The 23408-nt window shown below is 44.7% G+C and carries 25 protein-coding genes; 15 read left to right on the forward strand and 10 right to left on the reverse strand.

What is annotated here, in order from left to right; all coding sequences use genetic code 11:
• The first annotated feature begins 14 nt into the window (after positions 1–14).
• Positions 15–458, forward strand: coding sequence for a flagellar hook assembly protein FlgD (gene flgD / locus HRQ91_RS03655; protein WP_338064311.1), 444 nt, complete (start codon positions 15–17; stop codon positions 456–458).
• Between the two features lie 15 nt (positions 459–473).
• Positions 474–1865, forward strand: coding sequence for a flagellar hook protein FlgE (gene flgE / locus HRQ91_RS03660; RefSeq protein WP_210120312.1), 1392 nt, complete (start codon positions 474–476; stop codon positions 1863–1865).
• 77 nt (positions 1866–1942) lie between these two features.
• Here the strand turns inward: flgE and HRQ91_RS03665 are convergent, their stop codons facing one another.
• Positions 1943–2527 carry an HAD-IA family hydrolase gene (locus HRQ91_RS03665; RefSeq protein ID WP_210120313.1) on the reverse strand — a complete coding sequence of 195 codons (585 nt, stop codon included), beginning with the start codon at positions 2525–2527 and terminating at the stop codon, positions 1943–1945.
• Between the two features lie 89 nt (positions 2528–2616).
• On the opposite strand from HRQ91_RS03665, the gene HRQ91_RS03670 reads away from it, so the two are divergent.
• On the forward strand, positions 2617–3867 hold the full coding sequence (locus HRQ91_RS03670) for a class I SAM-dependent rRNA methyltransferase (protein WP_210120314.1): 1251 nt from the start codon (positions 2617–2619) through the stop codon (positions 3865–3867).
• 20 nt (positions 3868–3887) lie between these two features.
• On the forward strand, positions 3888–4982 hold the full coding sequence (miaA, locus tag HRQ91_RS03675; RefSeq protein WP_210120315.1) for a tRNA (adenosine(37)-N6)-dimethylallyltransferase MiaA: 1095 nt from the start codon (positions 3888–3890) through the stop codon (positions 4980–4982).
• Between the two features lie 82 nt (positions 4983–5064).
• Here miaA and HRQ91_RS03680 read toward each other — a convergent pair whose 3' ends face one another.
• Positions 5065–5283, reverse strand: a complete 219-nt coding sequence (locus HRQ91_RS03680; RefSeq protein ID WP_210120316.1) for a hypothetical protein — start codon at positions 5281–5283, stop codon at positions 5065–5067.
• A 268-nt stretch (positions 5284–5551) separates the two neighbouring features.
• Here HRQ91_RS03680 and HRQ91_RS03685 point away from each other — a divergent pair, with 268 nt between their 5' ends.
• On the forward strand, positions 5552–6394 hold the full coding sequence (locus HRQ91_RS03685) for a TatD family hydrolase (RefSeq protein ID WP_210120317.1): 843 nt from the start codon (positions 5552–5554) through the stop codon (positions 6392–6394).
• On the opposite strand, the gene HRQ91_RS03690 is transcribed toward HRQ91_RS03685, so the two are convergent.
• The gene (locus HRQ91_RS03690) at positions 6363–6713 is read right to left on the reverse strand and encodes an Hpt domain-containing protein (RefSeq protein WP_210120318.1); all 351 of its coding nucleotides are present in this window, start codon (positions 6711–6713) and stop codon (positions 6363–6365) included. The genes HRQ91_RS03685 and HRQ91_RS03690 overlap by 32 nt on opposite strands.
• A gap of 46 nt (positions 6714–6759) precedes the next feature.
• On the opposite strand from HRQ91_RS03690, the gene lepB reads away from it, so the two are divergent.
• Positions 6760–8511: a signal peptidase I gene (gene lepB, locus HRQ91_RS03695; RefSeq protein WP_210120319.1), complete on the forward strand. Its 1752-nt coding sequence runs from the start codon at positions 6760–6762 to the stop codon at positions 8509–8511.
• Between the two features lie 47 nt (positions 8512–8558).
• On the opposite strand, the gene secA is transcribed toward lepB, so the two are convergent.
• A complete protein-coding gene (secA, locus tag HRQ91_RS03700; RefSeq protein ID WP_210120320.1) occupies positions 8559–11315 on the reverse strand; it encodes a preprotein translocase subunit SecA in 2757 nt (918 codons plus the stop codon).
• 208 nt (positions 11316–11523) lie between these two features.
• On the opposite strand from secA, the gene HRQ91_RS03705 reads away from it, so the two are divergent.
• Genes HRQ91_RS03705 through HRQ91_RS03725 form a run of 5 tightly spaced genes read left to right on the forward strand, consistent with a single transcriptional unit; the run spans position 11524 to position 14611 of the window.
• Positions 11524–12756: an LIC_12708 family protein gene (locus tag HRQ91_RS03705; protein WP_210120321.1), complete on the forward strand. Its 1233-nt coding sequence runs from the start codon at positions 11524–11526 to the stop codon at positions 12754–12756.
• Positions 12757–12758: 2 nt separating this feature from the next.
• A complete protein-coding gene (locus HRQ91_RS03710) occupies positions 12759–13340 on the forward strand; it encodes a hypothetical protein (protein ID WP_210120322.1) in 582 nt (193 codons plus the stop codon).
• A gap of 15 nt (positions 13341–13355) precedes the next feature.
• Positions 13356–13811, forward strand: a complete 456-nt coding sequence (locus HRQ91_RS03715; RefSeq protein WP_210120323.1) for a hypothetical protein — start codon at positions 13356–13358, stop codon at positions 13809–13811.
• 3 nt (positions 13812–13814) lie between these two features.
• Entirely contained in the window at positions 13815–14246 is a 432-nt protein-coding gene (locus HRQ91_RS03720) for a (deoxy)nucleoside triphosphate pyrophosphohydrolase (protein WP_210120324.1), read from the forward strand.
• Positions 14243–14611 carry a hypothetical protein gene (locus HRQ91_RS03725; protein ID WP_210120325.1) on the forward strand — a complete coding sequence of 123 codons (369 nt, stop codon included), beginning with the start codon at positions 14243–14245 and terminating at the stop codon, positions 14609–14611. Before HRQ91_RS03720 ends, HRQ91_RS03725 begins: the two co-directional genes overlap by 4 nt.
• An 84-nt stretch (positions 14612–14695) precedes the next feature.
• On the opposite strand, the gene HRQ91_RS03730 is transcribed toward HRQ91_RS03725, so the two are convergent.
• Positions 14696–15508 carry a MetQ/NlpA family ABC transporter substrate-binding protein gene (locus HRQ91_RS03730; protein WP_210120326.1) on the reverse strand — a complete coding sequence of 271 codons (813 nt, stop codon included), beginning with the start codon at positions 15506–15508 and terminating at the stop codon, positions 14696–14698.
• A gap of 81 nt (positions 15509–15589) precedes the next feature.
• Positions 15590–16768 (reverse strand): tRNA 2-thiouridine(34) synthase MnmA, encoded by a 1179-nt coding sequence (mnmA, locus tag HRQ91_RS03735; RefSeq protein WP_210120327.1) that lies wholly within the window; start codon positions 16766–16768, stop codon positions 15590–15592.
• A gap of 152 nt (positions 16769–16920) precedes the next feature.
• On the opposite strand from mnmA, the gene HRQ91_RS03740 reads away from it, so the two are divergent.
• Positions 16921–17565: a PTS sugar transporter subunit IIA gene (locus HRQ91_RS03740; RefSeq protein ID WP_210120328.1), complete on the forward strand. Its 645-nt coding sequence runs from the start codon at positions 16921–16923 to the stop codon at positions 17563–17565.
• A 66-nt stretch (positions 17566–17631) separates the two neighbouring features.
• On the opposite strand, the gene HRQ91_RS03745 is transcribed toward HRQ91_RS03740, so the two are convergent.
• Complete coding sequence (locus HRQ91_RS03745; protein ID WP_210120329.1) at positions 17632–18852, reverse strand: hypothetical protein; 1221 nt, start codon at positions 18850–18852, stop codon at positions 17632–17634.
• Positions 18853–18881: 29 nt separating this feature from the next.
• On the opposite strand from HRQ91_RS03745, the gene HRQ91_RS03750 reads away from it, so the two are divergent.
• Positions 18882–19589: an RluA family pseudouridine synthase gene (locus HRQ91_RS03750; RefSeq protein WP_210120330.1), complete on the forward strand. Its 708-nt coding sequence runs from the start codon at positions 18882–18884 to the stop codon at positions 19587–19589.
• A 108-nt stretch (positions 19590–19697) separates the two neighbouring features.
• Here the strand turns inward: HRQ91_RS03750 and HRQ91_RS03755 are convergent, their stop codons facing one another.
• The 3 genes from HRQ91_RS03755 to HRQ91_RS03765 form a co-directional block, all read right to left on the reverse strand.
• Positions 19698–19979, reverse strand: a complete 282-nt coding sequence (locus tag HRQ91_RS03755) for a HigA family addiction module antitoxin (protein ID WP_210120331.1) — start codon at positions 19977–19979, stop codon at positions 19698–19700.
• Positions 19980–19988: 9 nt separating this feature from the next.
• Positions 19989–20126: a type II toxin-antitoxin system RelE/ParE family toxin gene (locus HRQ91_RS03760; RefSeq protein WP_338064312.1), complete on the reverse strand. Its 138-nt coding sequence runs from the start codon at positions 20124–20126 to the stop codon at positions 19989–19991.
• 67 nt (positions 20127–20193) lie between these two features.
• Positions 20194–20706 carry a hypothetical protein gene (locus tag HRQ91_RS03765; protein WP_210120333.1) on the reverse strand — a complete coding sequence of 171 codons (513 nt, stop codon included), beginning with the start codon at positions 20704–20706 and terminating at the stop codon, positions 20194–20196.
• Positions 20707–21403: 697 nt separating this feature from the next.
• Here HRQ91_RS03765 and HRQ91_RS03770 point away from each other — a divergent pair.
• Positions 21404–21916 carry an LSm family protein gene (locus tag HRQ91_RS03770; RefSeq protein WP_246473271.1) on the forward strand — a complete coding sequence of 171 codons (513 nt, stop codon included), beginning with the start codon at positions 21404–21406 and terminating at the stop codon, positions 21914–21916.
• Between the two features lie 22 nt (positions 21917–21938).
• Complete coding sequence (gene nusA / locus HRQ91_RS03775; protein WP_210120334.1) at positions 21939–23408, forward strand: transcription termination factor NusA; 1470 nt, start codon at positions 21939–21941, stop codon at positions 23406–23408.

Raw genomic sequence — 23408 nt, forward strand, 5'->3', positions numbered from 1 at the left:
ATTTTTAGGAGAATATGATGGATTTCAGTCCAACCATGAGCGCGGCGGAAAAAGCACAGGTGCAGATGACCGCCGACAATTTTAACAAAAAACTTGCGGTAAACGGACGTACGGCAAGTCAGCAATTAGGCAAGGATGATTTTTTAAAATTGCTGCTGACACAGCTTTCCCATCAGGATCCTACAAATCCTATGGACAATAACGAGTTTATTGCACAGATGGCGCAGTTTTCATCGCTTGAGCAGATAAACAATATGAGTAACTCCTTCGCAAAGCTGGCGTCAATGCTCAGTTCTTCCGACGCTGTAAACACTATAGGAAAGACCGTTGAAATAAACACGGGCGACACGACCATACAAGGTATTGTGGAAGGTGCGACCCGCGGTGAAAATCCGCAAGTGCAGATAAACGGTGTTCTGTACGATATGGAAAAAATTAACGCCGTGTATGGTAATTAAAAAGAGGGTAGCTATATGATGAGATCGCTTTATTCCGGGGTTTCCGGTCTGCAAAATCACCAGACACGGATGGACGTTATCGGTAACAATATTTCAAATGTGAACACCACAGGTTTCAAACGCGGACGCGTTAACTTTCAGGACATGATTTCACAGCAGATGTCCGGAGCCGCTGCTCCTACGGTTGAAGTGGGCGGCGTCAATCCCAAGGAAGTGGGACTGGGGATGACAGTCGCTGCGATAGATACGGTCTTCACTCAGGGAAACCTTCAGACAACCGGCGTTTCGACAGATCTTGCCATTCAAGGTAACGGATTTTTTATTCTGAAAAACGGCGAAGAATCGTTTTATTCGCGCGCGGGAGCTTTCAGTCTGGATGTGGACGGGACTCTCGTAAATCCTGCAAACGGTATGCGCGTACAAGGTTGGATGGCGCGTAACCTTAACGGCGAGCAGGTTTTGACTACGGCGGCGAGTCCCACGGATCTCACGATTCCCGTAGGATCGAAAGATCCCGCTCGTGCTACTCAGAACGTGAATTTTGCCTGCAATCTGGACAAAAATACGCCTGAAATTCTTGAAGGCGCAAGCGAAGCCGACGTCGCCCGCGGCACTTGGAATACGGAATTTAAAATATACGACAGTTTCGGCAACACTCATAATCTTGCGGTTTCCTTTGAACGCGTACCAGGAAATCCTAACCAGTGGCTGGCGACGGTTCTCGTCGACCCTGAAAATTCGGAAGTTACGCAGACCCGCATAGGCATCGGAACAACTGACGGAGTAGGAAATACGTTTATTGTGAATTTTGACAATACCGGAACTCTGCAGTCCGCAGTAGACACGGCTAATAACGTTTCAAATCCGGCGGGAGAAATTGTTTTGCAAGCCTCGTTTACCGTTCCGGATTCCAACGCCTATGCCGACGGAACTCCTTACCGTCAGACTATGAACATAAATCTCGGCACGATCGGAAGTCAGAGAAATACGGTTACTCAATCGGCGTCTAAGAGCACTACGAAAGCCTTTGCACAAGACGGATACACAATGGGTTACCTTGACAATTTTAAGATCGATTCTTCGGGCGTTATTACCGGCGTTTACAGTAACGGTACTAACCGCACGATCGGACAGGTAGCGCTCGCATCGTTTGCAAACCAAAACGGTCTTGAAAAAGCCGGAGACAACACCTATGTTCAGTCTAACAACTCAGGCATCGCAAGAATAGGCGAAAGCGGCATCGCGGGAAACGGAAGCCTTTTGGCGGGAGCCTTGGAAATGTCAAACGTCGATCTTACGGATCAGTTTACCGACATGATTGTAACCCAGCGCGGTTTTCAGTCCAACGCAAAGACAATTCAAACGGCCGATACGCTGCTTGAAACCGTTTTGAGCTTGAAGCGGTAACGAGCGGCCTATATTGACTGAATCTTGAAAATCGCTGAAGGCGAGTTTTTCAAGATAACCTAGTTAAAACGGCAGCGTTAAAGCCAGTTTTTTAAAGCGGCTTCCAAGTTTGAGGCGGTTGTAAATCTGTGTGTTTGTATACCCAGTTTTGCGGCCGCCTCAACGTTTTCCTGTCTGTCGTCTATAAAAAAAGTATCTTGCGCCTCAGTTTTTTCAAATTTTAAAATTATCTGCCAAAACAGCGGATCCGGTTTTAAAACCCCCATATGATGCGAAGCGTATGTCATGTCGAATATTCCGTAGTCGTTTCTGGCCAGGTGACAATCGTAGTGACTCGATATCGTGTTTGTTCCGCAGACTACGCGGTGCTTGTTTTTAATCAATTTACCTATGATTTCATAAACTTCGGGAATCCGGTTGGGGTGCAAAGCCAGCCGCCAATAGTCGGCGGTTATCGGTTTTCCTAATTTTTTTGAAAACTCCTTCCAATAGTGTTCAACCGTGATCGCTCCGACGCCTAAAAGCTTAATCGTGTCCCGCCCCTTGTCGTCGACGGCGTATTCTTTGGCCTGTGCAACGCTGATATTCAGGCTGTCCGCAATCTGTTCTTCAAGCGAGGCGGACGTTATACAAACGCCCCCCATATCGAAAATAAAAAGCATAGGATCCTCTTAAAGTGAATTTTTAAGTGAATTATATTAAAAAGTATCTTCATTGTACAGGTTGACCGTTTAAGTGTATACTCGCTTTTATGAGTGATTTTGCGCGCGTATTTTTAAAACCCCGTGAAGAAAAAGAAATCGAACAGGGATTCCCGTGGGTGTTTGACAACGAGATAGACTTTATCAAATACCTAGAAAACGGAAAACGGACGCAGGCGCCGCTTCCTCAGTGCAATGTAAAAGACGGGAGCGCGGTTGAAGTTTTTACGAAGGCGGGAGGTTTTTTAGGAACGGGAATCATAAACCGCACGTCAAAAATTACCGTCCGCATGATCGGAAACGAACACGCAGATAAGATATATAAAGATTTGAGCGGATACTGGTCTAAAAAAATTTACAACGCATTTAACGTCCGGCGTCTGAATTATTCCGATGAAGATTCTTACCGCCTAATCTTCGGCGAAGCCGATCTTATTCCGGGGCTTATCGTGGAACGCTACTGTACCGAATCGCATAAGGTATATCTGGTCGTTCAGTTTTTAGCGCTTTCGTGTGAAGTTTTTAGAAATGAAATTCTTGAAGCACTGAAAAAAACATGCTCGCCGTACGGAATTTATGAAAGAAGCGACGCCGAAGTACGCGAAAAAGAAGGATTGAAGCGGACTGCCGGCTGGATAGGCGCCGCTCGGGAAGAGACGATCACCATCGTTGAAAACGGAATAAAACTGAAAGTTGATCTGGCTCACGGCCAAAAAACGGGATATTTTTTGGATCAAAAATTTAACCGCAGGGCGGCGGCGCACTACTGCCGCGGCAAAAAAGTCCTTGACGCGTTTTGCCACACGGGCGCCTTCGGACTGAACGCCGCAAAGGCGGGAGCGAGGGAAGTAATTTGCGCCGATATTTCGCCTGAAGCGATAGAGATCGTAAATGAAAACATAAGAGTAAACGGTTTTGAAAAAATCATAAAGACCGAGTGCGCCGACGTTTTCGATCTTTTAAAAAAATATGAAGCCGACGATGAAAAATTCGACGTCATAATACTTGATCCTCCGGCATTTACAAAGAGCGCAAAGATGATAAAAAAGGCCTACGGGGGATATAAGGAAATAAACCTGCGTGCAATGCGCCTTTTAAACGAAGGCGGGTTTTTGATCACCTGTTCCTGTTCGTATTTTTTTGATTCGGTTACGTTTTACAGCATGCTCATGCACGCTGCGGCTGACAGTCATAAGCGCGTGCAGATAATTGAAAAACGCGGAGCCGCTTACGATCATCCGGTCTTATTGGGAGATCCCAAGTCCGAGTATTTAAAATGTGCGATAGCGCGGATTATCTAGAGGTGTCCGGAGATGTTTTTATGACAAATTCGGCTGAACGTTCTCTGTATCAAACCTCTGAAATTCAGGACGGACTTTCCGCACCGCAATCGTCGAAAGAATCGGACGGATTTTACAAAACGCAGGCTGAAAAAGAGTCCGCCGACTCCTTTGTTAAACTTCCGCTTGAAAAATACAACCTGATAGTTCTCTTAGGGCCTACGGCCGTAGGAAAAACGGCTCTGGGCGTACGTCTTGCGGATAAATTCGGCGGAGAGATTATCTCGGCGGATTCAAGGCAGGTTTATAAGGAACTTAATTTGGGAAGCGGCAAGGATATTTGCGAATACACGCTTCCGGACGGAAAAAAAATTCCTTATCACTTGATAGATATTACGGATCTGAGTTATGAATACAATGTTTTCGATTACCAGTGTGATTTTTATAAGACGTTTGTGCAAATTTCAGAGAGAGGTAAAATACCTTTTCTTGTCGGCGGAACGGGGATGTATATCGATTCGGTCGTAAGGAATTACGACCTTGTCCCTGTGCCGAAAAATCCTTCGCTTAGAGAAGAGCTTGAAAAAAAGACGCTTGAAGAACTCGGCGCCATCCTTTTAAAAATGTGTCCGGATTTTCATACTTCGTCGCATTTAAAAGACCGCGAACGCGTGATACGTCACATAGAAATAAAGACTTTTATGAACGGAAACGATCTCATCGAATTCCGAAAAACTCAGCCGCCTAAGCCCGAAATCCGCCCCTTTATAATCGGTACTACGCTTTTGCGTCCCGTATTGCGGGAAAATATTGAAAGACGTCTGCAGGAAAGGTTCAAGGCCGGAATGCTCGATGAAGTTTTTGACCTTCATAAAAAAGGCGTTTCTTGGCAAAGACTTGAAAGTTTGGGACTTGAGTATAAATTTATTTCGGAATTTCTTGAAGGAAAATACGATAAGGAAGAAAGCATGTATGAAGCTCTTAACCGCGCGATAGCGCAATTTGCAAAACGGCAGGAAACGTGGTTTCGCGGTATGGAAAAAAAAGGCATCCGTATTAACTGGCTGCCTTCAGTTCCCGACGCAAAAGTAAAATTTACTTCCGCCGTTGATATGATCTTAGGGGCGTTTTTATGATTTTACCGCCGACCGGCGGCTCGCTTGAAATAGCTAAAAAGTTTTCAATCCGTAATCGATCGATAAAATACCGCCCGATATTTTATGTGTTTACGGCAATTTTTACCGGTTTTTCGATTTTTGTGATGTATCCGGTCCTTACACAACTTTCAAATAATGACTTGCTTATAAAATCTGTTGTCACTTCGTCATAACCGTCGCGGTCGCGCACTATGCGGACTACATAGCCGTCATCCATTTCGCGTTCAATGGTCATATAATCGTTTGAACTTCCTATGCTCTTCAATGTGTAAGATCCCATACAGTACCTCCCAAGTAAGGTGTCAAATTTTTTGCAATGCTATAGGAAACCTCTGAAAACTGCGGTTTTTAGAGGTAACTTTATGCTCTATATATATTTTCGGTATATAAATATTCATGTTTAGCTTTTTTTATGTTAAGCACACTGTCCTGAAACCCGCGCGTCTTAATCCGTTTAAGTCGCCGATCTTCGCGTCCCGCCGTTTTATGCTAAGTGCACAATTTGCTGCGGCCTGTCTTTTTTAATTTTTTTTGTATATATTTTAGCCATGATATGTGATGCGCATTTTCATCTTATACCGTTCTTAGAATCTTGCCCGGAAAATCCGCATGTGCCGGAAGAAAAAGATCCGCCTTTCGATTTATGCGCGGCCTTTAAAATCCCAGAAGACATTGTTTTACGGGCGTGTACTTGCGCCCACGACAAAGAGGAATTTGAAAAACAGCGTCAAATCGTTAAAGCCGCTAAGGACGACCCTGAAATTTCCAAGTCGCTCGGCTTACACGAAGCGTTCGGGATGCATCCTCAAAACCCTCTCATTGAAAATGCGGATTTTTTAGAATCTTTGCTGCAAAAAAATCTTATATGCGCTATAGGAGAGACGGGGTTCGATCTGTTTAACGGCGAATTCAAGCGGACTATCGAACGGCAAAAGAAAGTTTGGGACATACAGATATCTCTTGCGGAAAAATATAAAAAACCTGTGATCATACATTGCCGAAAAGCGATGCATTTGATCTTTGAAGACAGCAGACGGCTTAAAAAACTTCCGGCCGTAATATTTCACTCGTTTTCAGGAAGTCCCGTGGAAGCGCTTTCGTTTTTAAAGCGCGGCGTAAATGCTTTTTTTGGTTTTGGAAAACAGATTTTAAACAATAACAAACGCGCTATAGCCTGCGTTTCCTCTCTTCCGCTTCAGAATTTATTGTTGGAAACCGATTCTCCTTTTCAAACTTTAAAAGGCGAAGAGTTTACTCATCCCATGGAAATACTTCGCGTTTACAAAGAAGCGTTTAATTTGCGCCGGGCGGCAGAAAGCGATTCTTATTTGAATTTTTGCAGTCAACTGGAAAGCAACTTTATTTCAGCCTTCGGAGCTCATCCGACATAATTTTGCGGGTTTTATCGTAAAGGTCGAAAAATTCCTTTGCCTTTAAAGCCGCGTCTTCGTCAGACTTTCTTCGCAGAAGATCTTCAAGTTCCTGGCCCTTCGCCGCAAGCTGCTGTGCGCACAGCTGTCTTGCCGCTCCTTTTACGCGATGGACGGAACTGGCGGCTTCTTCAAATTTTTTTTGTTTTATCAGTTCGGCAAGGCGGTCTTTATCGAATTGTGTGTCAGTTAAAAAACCTTCAAGAAGGATCGTAAAAAGAGACTCATCGTTATCTACCATATCCATAGCCTGCTTGACGTCAAGTATTTGTAAGTCCATGTATAAAATATAGTTTTTTATGCCGGTTTCTGCTATACTTTTTTTTATGAATAAAATACGGATTTTGAATTTGTGCGCAGTTTTTACAGCGCTTGTTTTTTCCATTTTAAATATAAATTTTCATGTCGACATTTCATTTTTTGCTTTTCCGCTTTCGGTTTTATTTGCGTTTGCACGATCATACTTTTCATTCGTTTTATTTAAAAAAAACGACATGCGCTTGATTCCCGTAGTAAGAAAATTTATACAGTACGAACCGTATGTTTTTATGGCCGTCTTTATTCTGCGCCGGGCGGGAGAGCACGAAACTTCTTATCTTCTTGACCTTGTGTGCGTCATATTTTGGCTTTGTATTGCCGTCTGTTCGTTCGCTTTGCAGTATTATATGAGCGAAAAACGCGTTTATTCGTATAATTCTTTGTGGGAAAGCGCCCGTAAGGACATTGTAAAGCCCAAACGCAGTTTCGCCTTCCGCGCATTAACCGAAGCTGCGGAATGGATCGACGCTCTTTTGCAGGCCGTTTTTATGGTGCTGCTCATTCAAATTTTCTTTTTTCAGCTTTACCAAATTCCTTCGGAATCCATGGTTCCGGAATTTCTTATAAAAGACCGCGTCGTCGTAGGCAAAACGGCCAGTGGCCCCAAATTTCCTCTTTCAGAAATCGGACTTCCGTATTTAAAGACATATAGGAGGGGAAACATAGTAGTATTCAGAAATCCGCATTACATAATAGACAGAAAATCCGAAATAAAAACGTTTGTGTCGCAGCTTGTGTACATGCTTTCGTTTACGACCGTAAATCTGAACGTCGATGAAAAGGGCGACCCCAAAGCCGATCCGCTCGTAAAGCGCGTAGCAGGCGTTCCCGGAGAACAGCTTGTGATGCAGGACGGAATTTTATATGCGCGCACAAAGGATTCCGCCGATTTCAAACAGGTGGAATATGACGCGGAAAAAGCCGCGTGGGATCTCAATTCTCTTCCTGAAAAAATAAAGCGGAATATAAGCTATTTTCCTCTTACGAGCGAAGAATATGAGCTGATGATCGAATGCGAAAGGCAGCGCAATTCCCTAGATCTCCTTGTCTCTGCACAGGAGTGTAAGGACATCGCCGCTTCTTTTGAACGCCTTTCACGACGAACGGTTAAAGATCAGTCTGCAAAGCAAAACTCTTTGAAAGACCTTTTTACCGCTTCGGACATGTTTGAATACAATCTTTTTGACCAAAACATATCGGTGACGCAAAAACTTTTAAGCGCCTCAGGCGGAAGCGAATGGTTTACCTTGTTTATGACGGATTGGATAGCCCGCTCCGAATTGAAATCGGGGTATATAGGCGGCGACATTTATACCGACGCGAGTTTTCGCCTTAATATTATGATAAAACTGACTCTCGGCCGCATCATACTTAGAAACGCCGAGCTCATGTTTTCAAATAAGACTGCGGGCGAAAAGAATTCCGATGAAAAGCGGCTTTCGTATTTTAAAACGGCACAAATGCTTCATTTTTACATACTTTTGCACGACCGGCGCAACATGCCCGTCTTTCCTGCGAACGACGCTTCAGGAAAAGCTCAATACATTCCTGAAAACTGCTATTTTATGATGGGAGATAATCGCTTTAATTCCCTTGACATGAGACATTCGTACAATGAAAAACTCGTGCGTCTTACGGACTTTGACGATTTTTCTGTTACTTATTATTCGAATATGTCGCCGCAATATGTAAACAGGCGCTATATTTTAGGAACTACGGCGTTAAGGTTTTGGCCGCCGGGCAGAATAGGCAGACTCTGACTTGCGGCGGCATTGCCGCAAACCGTATCTGCCGCACAGTTTAGGATTCAAGCGTTTCTTCCGCAGCAATTTTTATATTTTTTGCCGCTTCCGCATGGGCAGGGATCGTTTCTTCCCACTTTGGGAACGGTCCTACGTACGGTTACGCCTGCGCCTGTGGAAGATTTTTGCATAGCGCCGCCTGAGGCCTGCCGTCTTGCCTGGTCTCCGCTGAATGACGAAGATGCTTGTGAGTGCTTTGCTTCGATCTGCCGTTGCGGTTTTACTTCCCGCGGAATCGAAGGATTTACCTGTATGCGCACTTTAAAGACTTTCGAAACGATTTCTTCGCGGATTGCATCCAGCATGTCGTAAAAAATATTGAATCCGTCGATCTTGTATTCCGTAAGAGGATTTTTTGAGCCGTAAGAGCGTAAACTTACGCCTTCACGCAGTGACTCCAGCGTCTCAAGCTGATCCAGCCATTTTTTATCTATGGATTGTATGTACTGGTATCTGATGAACATGTTCAGGTTTTCTTTTCCGGCGAGAGTCGTTTTTTCTGTAAGATCGTTTTGCAAGGCGGCGAGGACTGTTTCTCTGTTTAATTGATCGGGTGAAAACAGCATACCGAAGGACTGTTTTAAACGCTCAGAAAGAATTTGCGCGGAGTTATCTTTTGTGTTTTTGGAAGTTTTTCCGTAATCGTCAAAAATATCGTTTGCAATATCCTTTGCGTTGTTCATAACCCTGTCTGCAAGGTCGTCGTCTCCCAGAATGGAATCGCGCTGCTGATATATCACGTTTCTTTGTTCGTTCAAAACGTCGTCGTATTCCAGCAAATGTTTACGGATTTCAAAGTTGCGCTCTTCGACCTTCCGCTGAGCGTTTTCTATTCCTTTGTTGAGCCATGGATGATAGATCGGCTCTCCCGGTTCCATTCCTATCCGCCGCATTATATTTTTCATGCGCTCTCCGCCGAACAATCTCATAAGATCGTCGTCCATGGAAATAAAGAATTTGCTTCTTCCCGGATCGCCCTGACGTCCTGAACGTCCGCGGAGCTGATTGTCGATGCGTCGGCTTTCATGCCGTTCCGTTCCTATTACGTAAAGGCCTCCCAACGAACGCACTTCATCGCAGTCCTTAAGCCATTTTTCTTTTTCAACGGCGTATGCTGCCGAATATTGTTCCGGCGTCGCATTTGTACCGGCGCGCTTGCGCGCTCTGAATTCCGGATTTCCTCCGAGTTTTATGTCGGTTCCGCGTCCGGCCATGTTAGTCGCTATCGTAACGGAGCCCTTTGCGCCCGCTTCCGCAATTATCATAGCTTCTCGGGCATGATTTTTTGCGTTGAGAACTTCGTGGCGCACTCCTTTTCGTGTCAGCAGGGATGACAAATATTCGGACTTTTCAACGGATATGGTTCCTACGAGAATGGGCTGTCCCTTGTCATGTGCGGAGGAAATCTCATTACAGATAGCGTTCCATTTGTCTTCTTCGTTAAGATAGACTTCGTCGTTTTCATCTTTACGTATGACCGGTTTGTTCGTGGGAATCACCACCACGTCCAGCTTGTAGATCTTGTTAAATTCCACGGCTTCCGTCGCTGCCGTTCCTGTCATGCCGGACAGTTTTTTGTACATGCGGAAAAAATTCTGGAATGTGATCGTCGCCATAGTACGGTTGCGCTGCGCGATTCGTATGTGTTCTTTCGCTTCTATCGCCTGATGCAGTCCGTCTCCGTAACGGCGCCCTTCAAGTACGCGGCCGGTAAATTCGTCCACGATCTGGACTTGTCCGTCGCGTACGAGATAGTCGACTTCGTTTTTATAAAGTCTGTGAGCGCGTACGGCCTGTGTAAAGTAATGAACGTATTCAAAATTTTCTTCGTCAAATACGGTGCCTTTTATAAGGTTGTGCTTGTGAAGAATTTCGTCGATGTGGTTCATCCCTGCGTCGGTAAACGAAACTCTGCGCGATTTTTCATCGAGCGTGTAGTCGCCTTTCAGGTTCTTCCTTTCTTCGGCTTCCATCTGCACTTCGTCCGGATATAAACCTGTTACGGGATCTTTTTCAACTTCCGTAAGCTGGTTTACGTACTTTTCAACTTCATAGTATTTAAAAGTATCGTCTTCGCCCGCTCCGCTTATGATCAGAGGAGTTCTTGCTTCGTCTATTAAGATGGAGTCTATTTCATCGACGACTGCAAAATTAAATCCGCGCTGCACCTTACGATTCAGCTCTATCTGCATGTTATCCCGCAAATAATCAAAACCCAGCTCGTTGTTCGTTCCGTAAGTTATGTCGCAGTTATACGCGGCTTTGCGCGCTTCATTATCCATATTCGATAGAATGCTGCCTACGGTTTGTCCGAGGTATGCGTAGACGGGGCGCATCCAGTCTGCGTCGCGTTCGGCAAGGTAGTCGTTTACGGTGACTATGTGAACTCCCTTTCCTGAAAGGCTGTTAAGATAAGCTGCGGCGACGCACATGAGGGTTTTACCTTCTCCGGTTTTCATTTCGGTAATTCTTCCGGAATTTAGAACTATAGCGCCCATTATCTGAACGTCGTAGGGTCGTTCTCCGAGAACTCGTTTTGAAGCTTCTCTGGCAAGAGCAAAGGCTTCCGGCAGAATGCTTTCGAGCGTTTCGCCGTTTTTTATGCGGTCTTTTAATATCTGCGTCTGTTTGGGAAATTCTTCGGCCGGAAGGCTTGCCGCCCAGCTTTCTTTTGCGTTGACTTTTTCAACGATAGGTCTCAGTGTTTTGATATCACGTTCGGATTGAGAGCCGAACAGGAAGGTCATAATCTTATCTATCATATCGTCTAATATACTTAAAAAGCCCTTATGAGTAAAGATTTAACGTTTAAAGATAGCGGCGCCCGCGCCGGAAAAAAGCTGCATTCCCGGCGTTTCCCTGTCGTTTGCGTTATGGAAGCTTGCGTTTTTCGCTCGTTGTAATGCGTCGCGGCCGGCGTGCGGCTTAAAATAATTGACACGGCATACGCTAATCTTTATTCTTTTTGTGATGATAAATAAAAAATTGCCGTTATATCTTTTGTTTTTTTCAACGTGTTTTTGTTCCGTGTTTTTTTCTTCATGCGCGGACTCCGGCGTTTCAAACATAGTCGACAGTGAAAAACTTTTTGTATTGGAGTACGGAAAATTCGACAACCAAATAGATCTGTTTAATATTTCGTCCGTAGGCCCTATGAGTACCTTTATATCCATGAAAGACGGATTTTTTTATATATCCAACGGCGAATCTAAAAAAATAATGGAAATGAATTCTTACGGCGATCTGTTGACCTTGTTTTATAATGAAGAAACTAATGTGCGCCCGGATTTTGTTTTGTCCACGGATACCGTTGACAGCACTAAAAAGGCCGTGTCCTACCCGTTTAATTTTCCCGGCGTAATTACCGTAGATTCGCGCAAATGCATTTATGTTGTAGATTCTTTGCCGCAGGAGCAGCAGATTTTAAATACCGATGAAAATCTTGTCTACAGGCAGGTGGTGCTCAGATTTGCCAGCAACGGAAAAGCGCTCGATTATATAGGCCGGCAAGGGGTAGGGGGAACGCCCTTTCCGTATATAAAGAGTATTTATATAACCCGGCAAGACGAGCTTGTAGTTGTATGCGTAACAAATACCGGCCTCATCGTTTATTGGTTTAATTCTTCGGGGCAGCTTTTATATGTTGTGCCTATAAACAATTCGGATCTTCCCAATCCGTTTACCGAAAATTCTACGGAAGATTATTATATGACGGCGGGAAATATAATTCCTGCACCTGATAAAGATATTTTATACATAAAAATCGATTATTTTCTTACGCACTTTGATCAAGATTCTAAAGTGCAGTCAGGAATAGATTATACCAACACGCTTCTTTATCCTATAAACGCATCTACGGGATTGTATTCGGAACCTTTGAAAATTCCTGCGTACGAAGAAACGGTATCGGACGGTTTCGGCAAGGTAGTTTACACGACCCCGTATGAGTTTATCGGAGTTACCGATTCAGGCTGGATGTTTTTTTCTTTGCCCGTCAACGACGGCTACATGCTTCAGATAATTCAGCCCGGGGGTCACAGGGTTTTAAACAGAAAGATCAAGGTGGACAGCGCGAGACTTTTGTATTATACGTTTTCGCTTTCTCAAACGGGAATTCTTTCGGGGCTTTTCGCTTATCCTGAAAACGCCGCGATCGAATGGTGGCGCATCGATTCGCTGATAGAAAATTTGTCGGAAGGCTGAAAATGGCTTTTGACGATATTTCCGATAACGGCGCCGACGAAATTCGCGCCGAAGACGAAGAAGTTTTACATTTTTATTACAACCGTGAAGAGCGCCTTAAAAATGCGCCGCAGTCGGTAAAGGATTATTATTCGGGCAAATTTAAACTCAACAAGGGCTTTAAGGTTCTTGTGGCCAACAAGGCGAACCGTTTTGTTCTTATCATTCTTATCGTTTGCCTTGTCTTCGTTCTGTTTACCACGGTTTTAACTTCGGAAAATACGGCGCGCATAGGCAACATCGATATGCAGCTTTCTTCCTTTGCCTTTGAAGACGAAATTTACGTAAGCCTTAAAATAAACGCGTCCGACAAAAAATCAGGAAAAAAGTCCGAAAAAAAACTTACCGTTCCCGTAGAGATGAATGTCGTTTGCTACGACGCGGACAAGCAGCCGTCTCTGCTTCAAAAAATAGAAGGCGTTTTTACCGGAGACGAGCTGTTTTTACGGACAAAATTTTCCGATTATGATATACTGTATGTGCGTGCCGATGTCGCCGCCTTAGGAGAATCGCGCAAGCTTTTTGCATCTGTACAACGAAAATAAAAATGCGGAGGAAAAATGCTTCAATTTTATTTTTTATCTATACTTTTAAATCTTATTACCGGACTCGTTCTTATTTATGCGGATATTTTTGCCGATGACGCCGGAAAAAACGAAAAAACTTCCGAAAAAAGCAGCGGTAAAATAAAAGACCTCGTTTCCGGTACGGCTTTTTTTTCAAATAAAACATTTTTGCTTATAGTCGGTATCCTTTCGGCGTTTACGGGCGTAATGAAACTTCTTTCCGTCGTGAGAAACGATATTCCCGTTATAGGCGACTTGCTTCCCTCTCTCGCGGGGCTCTTGGGCGGATTTTCCGTGATACTCGCTTATTATCGTATGACTTCCACGGAAAAAATTTCACTTCCCGATATTGTTGAAAAAGTGTTCGTAGACGGACATAAATACGTAGGCATATTTTGCATTACGGCCGGACTTCTTCATTTTATATTCCCTGGCGTTTTGTTCTTTTAATTTATGCCTCATAATTCTTCCGTGGCCTGCCTTGCTAATTCCGGCAAAAAAGTTCTGATCGCACGGCGAAAACTCGGCGGTGAGATGGGCGGAAGGTGGGAATTCCCCGGCGGAAAAGTAGAACCCGACGAAACCGACGTACGCGCCGCCGCTCGTGAATTCAGAGAAGAATTCGGAATTGACGTAAAAGTCGGCGGATATATTTGTGAAGCGGAATTTGAGCACGGCGGTAAAAAAAGCATTTTACGCGCTTATGAAGTTTTTGTTCCGCACGACGGTATTGCAAAACCTTACGTGCTTTCGGAACATTTGGAATATAAATGGGCGGATCTTGCCGAAATAGAAAAACTGGACTTTGTCGACTCCGATATGAAGCTTTATCCTTCGGTAAAAGATTATTTTACGAGTAAAAGCGGGATGCGAAACCTGTCATGAAAAGATTTATCGTTCTTTTTATGTTTGTTTTTGCGTTTTTTTCAGGATGTCTGCCCGAAAAAGAAGCGGAGCGCATAGAATTTGACAATTCCGAACCGCTTGCCCTCGTTCCCGGCGTCCGCTGGGCGGTCGTTACCGAGCCGTATTCGGCCTTACGCACAAGCGCCGGCTGGGAATTTCCGGTAAACACATACAGCCGCCGAGGTGAAATTCACAGAATTACGGGCAATAAGACCGTTTTCAGCCCCGACGGTACGGCGTCGGTTTGGCTTCGCTTTGAAGGCGGCTGGCTTCCGAGTTCTGCGGTGACGGTATGCTACAATCTTTTTAACGCTAGAACCGTTTCCGCACAGATAAAAAAATAAAGAATAAACAATTTCGCCGCAGATTTGCCGCGAAGCTTCACGCGGCGCCGGAATGCAAGCCGTCCGTCAAACGGGCGGTTATGATTAAAATACGGCTATGACGTCTCCGTTCGGATATGTTTTTTGAATGTAATCTTTTACTTTTTGGCTTTTCATAGCTTTTGCGAGCGCTTTAATTGCGGGAGAATTTTCATTGCCCGCTTTTACGGTTAAAATGTTCACATACGGAGAATCTTTGCCTTCGACGATTAATCCGTCCTTTGCGGCCGTAAGTCCTGCGGGAATCGCGTAATTACCGTTTATTACCGCTGCGTCCACATCTGCGAGAACCCTCGGCAACGACGCCGCTTCTATTTCTTTGAATTTAAAATTCTTTTTATTGGACGTAATATCTGCCGGAACGGCGGTCAGACCTGCCTTTGCGTCAACGCTTATATATCCTGCGGACTGAAGCAAAAGCAAGGCTCTTCCTTCGTTCGTCGGATCGTTCGGGATAGCTATCGTCGCTCCGTTCGGAATATCTGCCGCTTTGGAATATTTTTTTGAATACAGTGCAAGCGGTTCCACGTGGATACCGGCGACGTTCACAAGATGATAGTTTTTTTCTTTGTTAAATGTTTCCATGTAGGGAACGTGCTGAAAAAAATTAGCGTCGATTTCGCCCGACTCTACGGCGTCGTTCGGCGTTACGTAGTCGGTGAATTCAACCACTTTAAGCGTATAACCTTCCGCCGCCATATCGTCGATTAAAAGATTGAGAATAGCTGCGTGCGGCTCGGGCGTTGCCCCTACGGTGATAACCTTGCCATCCTTTTCTTTTGAACCGCCTGCAAAAAGCGGTGAAGTCAATATAGCTGCAAGCGCGATAACCGCTGCTTTTGTGATAGCTTTTTTCATAAAACCTCCTTGGAAAACCTGAATTATTGCGATTTATGCACATCTGTTTTCCAATAAGCAGCAAAATATCATTTTTTGAAATCATTGTACAGTGGGAATTGATTTAAATATACATCCGCCGCCTAAAATTACGTTATCTTTATAAATCACAACCGATTGTCCGGGGGCGACCGCCCTTTGCGGCTGCTCGAAGGTGATTTTGTACGGCCTCCCTTTGAATGCGGCTTTTTCATGCGGATCGTACGGCTCGATTTTTGCCGCTACAGGTCTTGAAGCAAGCCTGATTTTTACCGCCGCTTCAAAAGCTCTGTCCGGTTCGATGTTTGCGGGCCACACAAAATCGTCCGCTATCAGCGCCGTGGAATCCAGATCGCAGTTATCGGCCAATACGACAAGATTTTTTTTTGCGTCTATCGACCGGACGTAAAGCGGTCTGTTGGCCGAAACCCCCAAGCCTCGCCTTTGCCCGACCGTATAATGTTCGATTCCCCTGTGACGGCCGAGCACTTTGCCGTCCGAATCTATTATGTCGCCCGGGAGCGAAGGCCTGTCCGAAAATATCATATCGAAGAATTCTTCGGGAATAAAATCCTGGCTTTCTTTTCTTTCTGCGGAAGAAAGACGTCTTTTTCTTGCAAGCTCGACTACTTCGCTTTTTTTCATACCGCAAAGAGGAAAGCGTACTTTTTCTAATACTTCCGACGGAATGCGGTATAAAAAATATGCCTGATCTTTTGCGGCGTCTTCCGCACATGATATCATGGCAGGCCGCCTATCTGTTCCCCAAAGGCCTTCTTCAGGCCGGACTATTTTTGCGTAATGTCCTGTGCAAAAGTAATCATAGTCGACGTTGATCTTTGAAAGACCTTCAAGAAGAGCTCCGAATTTTATAAAACGGTTACATCTTATGCAGGGGTTCGGGGTTCTTCCTGAACGGTATTCGCGTTTAAAATAGTCGAGAACTTCTTTTTGATAGGCGTCTTTTACGTCTATCACGTGATATTCTATATTATTGCTGCGGCAGAATTCGGAACATTCGGCAATATTTTTGATTTCATCCGGGCCGTAGCACGAGTTGTGCAGAGTTTTTCCTGCGGCGATTACGGGAAGGTCTCCCTTCCACAGCGACATGGTAACTCCTATGACGCGGCAGCCCCTTTCTTTTAAAAGAAGAGCGGCGAGCGTCGAGTCAACTCCGCCCGATATTCCTACTACTACCTTGTCGCCCTTTTGCGGCAGATCCAAGTCTTTATAAAGCATTTTATAAAATATAGTTAAAAAACCGGAATATGAAAAGCCGGTTTCGACGGGTTCGACGGGGATATGCAAAACGGTAAAACTTGACAAAATACCGTAAACAATGCAAAATAATACACTATAAATAATAAGTTTCAAAATGACCGGAGTTCGGAGTGGAAGACGACATACTTACCATTGAAGAAGTTGCAAAATACCTACGCGTGTCTGAGCGTACTGTTTACGATTGGGCGCAAAAAGGCGAAATTCCCGCCGGAAAGATCGGGACGGTTTGGCGTTTTAAAAAATCGGAAATAGAAAATTGGGTAAACGCTCATCTGTCGTCAAGTTCAAGATTTTCGATGCCCGTTGCGGCGGTACAAGTAAAAAACATATTATCGCCGGATCGTATAGTTTTCATTAAACATTCCGCAAAACACGATGCGCTTTTGGAACTTGCCGACGTTTTAGGCAGAGCTCCGCAGGTAAAAAATTCCGGGGAATTGGCGTCGGAAATCTTAAAGCGGGAAGAACTTATGTCTACGGCGATTGGCCGCGGCATTGCCATTCCGCACGTGCGTCTTTCGTCCGTTACCGACCTTGTGATGGCCGTGGGTATTTGTAAAAATCCCATAACGGATTTTCAGCCGCTTGACGAATTTCCCGTAAGCATTCTTATTATGATAGCGGCAGCTTATAATCAGCATTCGTATTATCTTCAGACTTTGTCCTTTTTCAGCTCCAAATTAAAGGATAAGGAATTGCGCGGCGCTCTTATGAACGCTTCGTCTGCGGAAGAAGTGTACAAGCTTTTGAATTAGAACTTAAGGACGTTTTTAGCTCGACTCGGAAAGACGATGTCTCAAGAGTTCCGGCTTTTTTCATTTTTAAGGGAATTCCACCGCTATCCATTTGTTTTTGTCGCTCATATCTTTTGCTATCTTTCCTATGTCTACATGGGCGGTAGTTTCCGCAATCAAAAAATCCGTTTGGCCGACTTTGATCTTTGCTCCGTCTCCGGTAATATTGAGCCCCGCGACGGCATGGCTGTATTCCCTTGAAATAAAAAGGGCGGAATTTACTCCTATGTGCTTCATCAAAACGCATAAAAGCAAAGAGCGGCTGTCGCAGTCGGAGCCTGCGCCGCTCAATGCGGAAATAAGATCGGTAAAATCCGAAGTTTTATGATTTCGCTCATATGTAAAATCCTGCAGCCAACTGAGCAGAGTTTGCGCATAAACACGTTCCGGTGAATTTATGTCCGCTTTTATCGCGTCTGAAAATATTTCTTTGTAAATATCCGCCGAAACTGCCGAAAGTCTTGAAAAACTGTCCCTGAAAACAAATCTGTAATATCTTTGCCATGCTTCTTTCCATAGATTGTGCCTTGCGTATAGGGTAAGAACCGCATATTCTCTTTCAACGACGAATTTCGCCGCTTCGGCATCCTGTTCGTCCACTCTTGTCGCTATAGTTTTTCCGCCTATATTTAAAGTCAATTCTTTTTTCTTACCGTAAGGAAAGGCGAATGTTTCAATGAGTCCTTGGTTTAAAAATCCCGCCCTGCTCGGAACAAAAGAGTCTATGGTCGAAATTATTAGCCCGGAGCATTGAGCGTTTCTTTGTAAAGGAGCATAACACAGAAGGCAGGCGACGGCATTTCCTTTTCCGACGGGAATGCACGCAGCCCAGCCTTTGTGCTGTGTTTTATCCGGCATGGCAAACGAAAAATCCGCAAGAGCGCAATCGCTTCCGTTCCATTTTACTTCCGATATTTCATTTTCGGATTTAAGCCGATCCAGCGCGTCTCGCAGCACGGAAACCGAAGTCTTTGCCGCATCGGCTTCATATATTTTTATTGCAAAGTAAACGGGGAGCAAAGAATGCGTAAAAAAGATGGAACTTTCGTCTTCAGCCTGATCTTCGATTCTATATGCTTCAGGCAGATCAAGGTAATATCCGTATTTTTCAGAGTAAAAAAAATCCGCCTGAGCCTTGTGCGGGAAAAATAGAAGTGCGACAAAAAAAGCGGCGTGTAAGATAAAAGGACGGCCTGTGTTTTTTATTTTGCGGTGTTCGGATCTTGAGGGTATCGTCAGGGTTGTCATTTTTTTTTGCCTCCTGTATATTTTTTCGGATGAATTTTGTTCCGATCCTATATGAAAATGAAGATATTATGGTCATTGAAAAGCCTTCCGGCATGAGCTGTCAAGGCGGGCATAAGATTTTTCATCCGCTGGATGAAGAACTTTCAAAACAGGTAGGTTATAAAGTTTATCTTGTGCATCGCCTTGATCGGGATACGGCGGGACTTATGGTCGTAGCAAAGTCCAGTGCCGCCGCCGGCCGTTGGATAAAGCTTATAGGCGGAAAACAGGTGCAAAAAGAATATAAAGCGGTCTGCATAGGAACGCCCTCCGGCGGGATATCGGGAACTATAACGGAGCCCGTAAGCAAGGGCGGAATTGAAAAACCTGCCGTAACAGGCTATCGCGTGGAAAAAATTTTTACTTTTCAGGATTCGGACAAGGCCTTTGCCGAAGGTCGGCGCGATTTTAACACGGAAATATCGCTTTTGCATTTGAAACTCGGGACGGGACGCATGCACCAGATCAGGATTCATTTGGCAAAGATCGGCTGCCCGATTGTAGGTGACGACAAATACGGCGATTTCAAGCTTAATAAGTATCTTAAAAAAACGGCAGGCGTACGCCGTCTGATGCTTGCCTGCGTTCATCTTACCTTGCCGATCGCAGGAAAACAAAAGAAATTTGAAATACCTGAGCCGCTCTATTTTAGCGATTTTTTAAAGACGTGCTCGCCAAGATCAGGCTCTACCGATTGATCGATCGATCAATCGACGGAACGCCTTCTCTGTAACGCCTTCCCGCCTTATAGCAACATCGGCTTTAAATGCCCTGCGGGAAAAAGGCGGAAGAATCAAGAAAACCTTCTAAGCTAAGCAAGCGACCTTTACATTTTCAGGTTCGTGCTGAGAAGCTAAAAATAAAGTAAGTTTCATTTGCATCGCCATCCAGCTTTCAGGCGTGGTAGCCGTCGCTTTAGCGATTCTAATTGCCATTTCCGGACTTAAAGCGGATTTTCCGTTTACAAATTCAGAGAGAGTTTTTCTTGTAACGCCAAGCATCTTGGCAGCGTCCGTAACGTTTATTCCGAGCGGTTCAAGAACATCTTTTAAGAATACTTCTCCCGGATGAGTAGGTTTTCTAATCATAATATCCTCTTAATGATAATCCAGATAATCGACAAGAATCGCATCTTGTCCTTCAAAATAAAAAGTAACGCGCCAGTTTCCACTTACTGTTACAGACCACATTTCTTTTTCTCGCCGTTTTAGGCGCACGCACAGCAAGGGCAGCACGTCGGCACTCCTGCCTCCGCACGAAACGTGCCGGACAGAACGTGCGGCGGTTTTATGCTTACGGCGATTAGTTTCTTGCCGCTTTAATTTCTTCTACGGTGGGCGAACTTACCCGGGTAAGGATTGTTACTTCAGTACCGCTGCCGTCGCTTATGGTCGCTGTCGCGGTGTTTCCGCTTATAATAAAGGATACCGATACCCCCTCTATTGTCAGAATACCGTTCGCAAAAGTGTATGGGAGATTCCATGTGTTAAATTCACCCGTACCTTTAAAAAGACCGCTGTTTGCAGGATCACCTGTTATCTCCATTTCGCATGCGATATATACTTTGCCTTCCGAAAAGCAAAGGTACGGCTGTAACGTAGTGCCGGCACTCACCGTTTCCGGGTATGTTTCCAGAGGGTCGCTGTTTCTTTTTATGGAAACTAATTTCCATACGCCTTCGATGTTCCCGTCCCCCGAACCGCCGTCCGAGCAGCCGGTAAACAACAGCACGACGGCAAATATTGCTGCTACGGCGAGCACAGCCGTTCCCTTGAGTACAAAGGTATGTACCTTGATTTTGTTTGGATTAATCATAATTCCTCCAAAATAAATGTATTTTCAAAAGGTTTATCCTTTGAATTCCTGTTTTTTGGGGAAAAACGTTTTGGACTGAGTTTTTCCGAATGACGTTTTTCTCTGGGCGATACAGGATCTGCCTGAGAGATAAAAAAACGCATAAGGGCATGGCGGCGCGTTTCTGCGTAATGTGTTTTGAGAAAAAATCGTGTTTAAATGTATACGGGAGAACTTGGGAACCGTTTGCGACCGGCCGGTTTTCAAACAGTCGCTTGTCGCTTGTCGCTTGTCGCTTGTCGCTTGTCGCTTGTCGCTTGTCGCTTGTCGCTTGTCGCTTGTCGCTTGTCGCTTGTCGCTTGTCGCTTGTCGCTTGTCGCTTGTCGCTTGTCGCTTGTCGCTTGTCGCTTGTCGCGAAAATTGTGTTGAGCGCGATGCTGCGTGTCAAGCGCTTTGCCGTGTTTTTGTACGTTTTTTTGTGAGAAAGTGTACTGCTTTTATCGGTGCATTTCTCTGTCATTACTGTGATTAGGATATACCATTTTCCCGCAGATTTCAATCTTTGACGAAATTTTTTTTCCGTGCAAGGCAATAAAACTTTATCAAAACCTTTCGTAAAATCGCACAGAAATCGTGGGAATCGTGTAAAATTTGACTTTTATTTTCAAATCTTTTATACTGCTAATCGTACATTTTGATAGTCTTTTAAATTGGACTCGTGCAAACGGGTCTTTTTTTATGTTCAGGTGAAAAAGTGGAATACAAGGCGTTAAATACTATTCCTTATTATTCGGACTGCGCTCCCTTGGTAAACGGACTCGGCTATGAGCTTGTAGAGCTTAAGGTTACTCCACAAAGAGGATCGGTTCACATAGTCGCGGTAATCGCCGCAAAGGATCCTCAGTACGACATAGGAGTAAACGACTGCTCAAAAGTACATCATGTGCTTTTGCCGAGGCTTGAAGCGCTTTTGGGAACCGACAACACTTACATGGAACTTACGTCACCCGGCATGGAACGCAATATTCGTAACGCCGCCGAATTTGCCATTTTCAAAGGAAGACAGGTTCGTGTCTGGGACAAGACCATTTCCGATTGGGTAGGCGGTAAGATCATAGGGTCGGACGAGCATTCGGTAACTTTGGAAACGGAACAGGAAGATTCAAAAAAAACATCGCAAAAGTCTGTTTTGTTTGAAGATATTGCGAAAGCTAAATTTATACACTTATAAAAATTTGTAAAGGGGGCTTTATATGGCATCCGAAATGGCGGAAGCGATCCGTCAGTTGACGCAGGAAAAAGGAATTTCCGAAGAATCTGTCAAATTAACCATTGAAAACATGCTTAAAGCGGCTTATAAACGCACGTACGGAACATCCGACAACGCCGTCGTCAAATTTGCGGACGACATGTCGGATGTCGCGATCTATTCACGAAAGACTATCGTAGACGGCGTTTACGATCCCGTCATGGAAATGGAACTTGAAGAAGCTTTAAAACTTAGTCCCGAATGTGAAGTGGGAGATGAAATCGATATCCTTGAAGACCCTAAGAAATTTGACCGTTCCGCCGTCGCTACCGGAAAACAAACGGCGCACCAGGCTTTGAGCGAAAGCTTTAAGGATAATCTATACAATGAATATAAGACAAAGATCGGCGAAATAATCATAGGTTATTATCAGAGGGAACACAACGGCAACATTTATGTTGATCTTGGCAAAGTCGAAGGAATTCTTCCCGCTAAATATCAGTCGCCGCGCGAAAAATATGAAAAAAACGACCGCATAAAAGCTCTCATAGTCGATCTCAAGAGAACCGCTACGGGCTTGCAGCTGGTGCTTTCAAGGAGCGATCCCGAATTTGTGCGTTCCATTGTCGAGCTTGAAGTTCCTGAAGTTTATGATAAGACTGTAGAAATATATAAGGTTGTACGCGATGCTGGCTACCGCACGAAGATTGCGGTGTATTCAAACCGGGAAGACGTCGATCCTGTAGGTGCCTGCGTAGGCCTAAAAGGCGTTCGTATTCAGAACGTCATCCGCGAACTCTACGGTGAAAAAATCGACATTTTAAAATACGATGCGGATCCTACCGTTTTTATTAAAAACGCTTTGTCTCCGGCGGAAGTCGACAGAGTTCTTATTTTGGACGAGGGGAAAAAACAAGCACTTGCGATCGTTCAGGACAGCCAGTTTTCGCTTGCGATCGGAAAGCAGGGGCAAAACGTCCGCCTTGCAAACAGGCTTTGCGATTGGAGCATAGACGTTAAAACTGTCGATCAGGCTGCCGAAATGGATCTGTCGGAAATCGAAACGCGCAAGGCTGCTCAGAATCTGTTCAGCGACGGAGTCGAAGAAGAATACGATGAGATAACGACTCTCGCCGAACTTCCCGGCATAGACGCCCGTACCGTTGAAATTCTTAATGCGGCGGGTATTGAAGATATTGAAAAATTTATGAATGCAGTGGAAGACGGTTCCATAAAATCCGTAGAAGGACTCTCGGATGAAAGCGTTGCCGCCGTTAATAAAATCATAAATGATACCGTAGAATTCATAGATGAAGATGAGGCGTCTTTTGAAAGCGGCGCGCAGGAGCCCTCGGGTGAAGAAGAGGATGAAGAGGAATATTCATGCCCCGAATGCGGCGCTAAAATAACATTCGGCATGACAAAATGCCCTGCTTGCGGCGTTGAGATTGAATTTAAAGAGGATGCTGAATAA

The organism is Treponema parvum, from assembly GCF_017893965.1.
In the GTDB taxonomy this organism is placed as follows: domain Bacteria; phylum Spirochaetota; class Spirochaetia; order Treponematales; family Treponemataceae; genus Treponema_D; species Treponema_D parvum.

Coding starts and splice junctions, on each gene's coding strand:
- flgD (WP_338064311.1), top strand. CDS start 15: ATGATGGATTTCAGTCCAACCATGAGCGCGGCGGAAAAAGCACAGGTG.
- flgE (WP_210120312.1), top strand. CDS start 474: ATGATGAGATCGCTTTATTCCGGGGTTTCCGGTCTGCAAAATCACCAG.
- HRQ91_RS03665 (WP_210120313.1), bottom strand. CDS start 2,527: ATGCTTTTTATTTTCGATATGGGGGGCGTTTGTATAACGTCCGCCTCG.
- HRQ91_RS03670 (WP_210120314.1), top strand. CDS start 2,617: ATGAGTGATTTTGCGCGCGTATTTTTAAAACCCCGTGAAGAAAAAGAA.
- miaA (WP_210120315.1), top strand. CDS start 3,888: ATGACAAATTCGGCTGAACGTTCTCTGTATCAAACCTCTGAAATTCAG.
- HRQ91_RS03680 (WP_210120316.1), bottom strand. CDS start 5,283: ATGGGATCTTACACATTGAAGAGCATAGGAAGTTCAAACGATTATATG.
- HRQ91_RS03685 (WP_210120317.1), top strand. CDS start 5,552: ATGATATGTGATGCGCATTTTCATCTTATACCGTTCTTAGAATCTTGC.
- HRQ91_RS03690 (WP_210120318.1), bottom strand. CDS start 6,713: ATGGACTTACAAATACTTGACGTCAAGCAGGCTATGGATATGGTAGAT.
- lepB (WP_210120319.1), top strand. CDS start 6,760: ATGAATAAAATACGGATTTTGAATTTGTGCGCAGTTTTTACAGCGCTT.
- secA (WP_210120320.1), bottom strand. CDS start 11,315: ATGATAGATAAGATTATGACCTTCCTGTTCGGCTCTCAATCCGAACGT.
- HRQ91_RS03705 (WP_210120321.1), top strand. CDS start 11,524: ATGATAAATAAAAAATTGCCGTTATATCTTTTGTTTTTTTCAACGTGT.
- HRQ91_RS03710 (WP_210120322.1), top strand. CDS start 12,759: ATGGCTTTTGACGATATTTCCGATAACGGCGCCGACGAAATTCGCGCC.
- HRQ91_RS03715 (WP_210120323.1), top strand. CDS start 13,356: ATGCTTCAATTTTATTTTTTATCTATACTTTTAAATCTTATTACCGGA.
- HRQ91_RS03720 (WP_210120324.1), top strand. CDS start 13,815: ATGCCTCATAATTCTTCCGTGGCCTGCCTTGCTAATTCCGGCAAAAAA.
- HRQ91_RS03725 (WP_210120325.1), top strand. CDS start 14,243: ATGAAAAGATTTATCGTTCTTTTTATGTTTGTTTTTGCGTTTTTTTCA.
- HRQ91_RS03730 (WP_210120326.1), bottom strand. CDS start 15,508: ATGAAAAAAGCTATCACAAAAGCAGCGGTTATCGCGCTTGCAGCTATA.
- mnmA (WP_210120327.1), bottom strand. CDS start 16,768: ATGCTTTATAAAGACTTGGATCTGCCGCAAAAGGGCGACAAGGTAGTA.
- HRQ91_RS03745 (WP_210120329.1), bottom strand. CDS start 18,852: ATGACAACCCTGACGATACCCTCAAGATCCGAACACCGCAAAATAAAA.
- HRQ91_RS03750 (WP_210120330.1), top strand. CDS start 18,882: ATGAATTTTGTTCCGATCCTATATGAAAATGAAGATATTATGGTCATT.
- HRQ91_RS03755 (WP_210120331.1), bottom strand. CDS start 19,979: ATGATTAGAAAACCTACTCATCCGGGAGAAGTATTCTTAAAAGATGTT.
- HRQ91_RS03765 (WP_210120333.1), bottom strand. CDS start 20,706: ATGATTAATCCAAACAAAATCAAGGTACATACCTTTGTACTCAAGGGA.
- nusA (WP_210120334.1), top strand. CDS start 21,939: ATGGCATCCGAAATGGCGGAAGCGATCCGTCAGTTGACGCAGGAAAAA.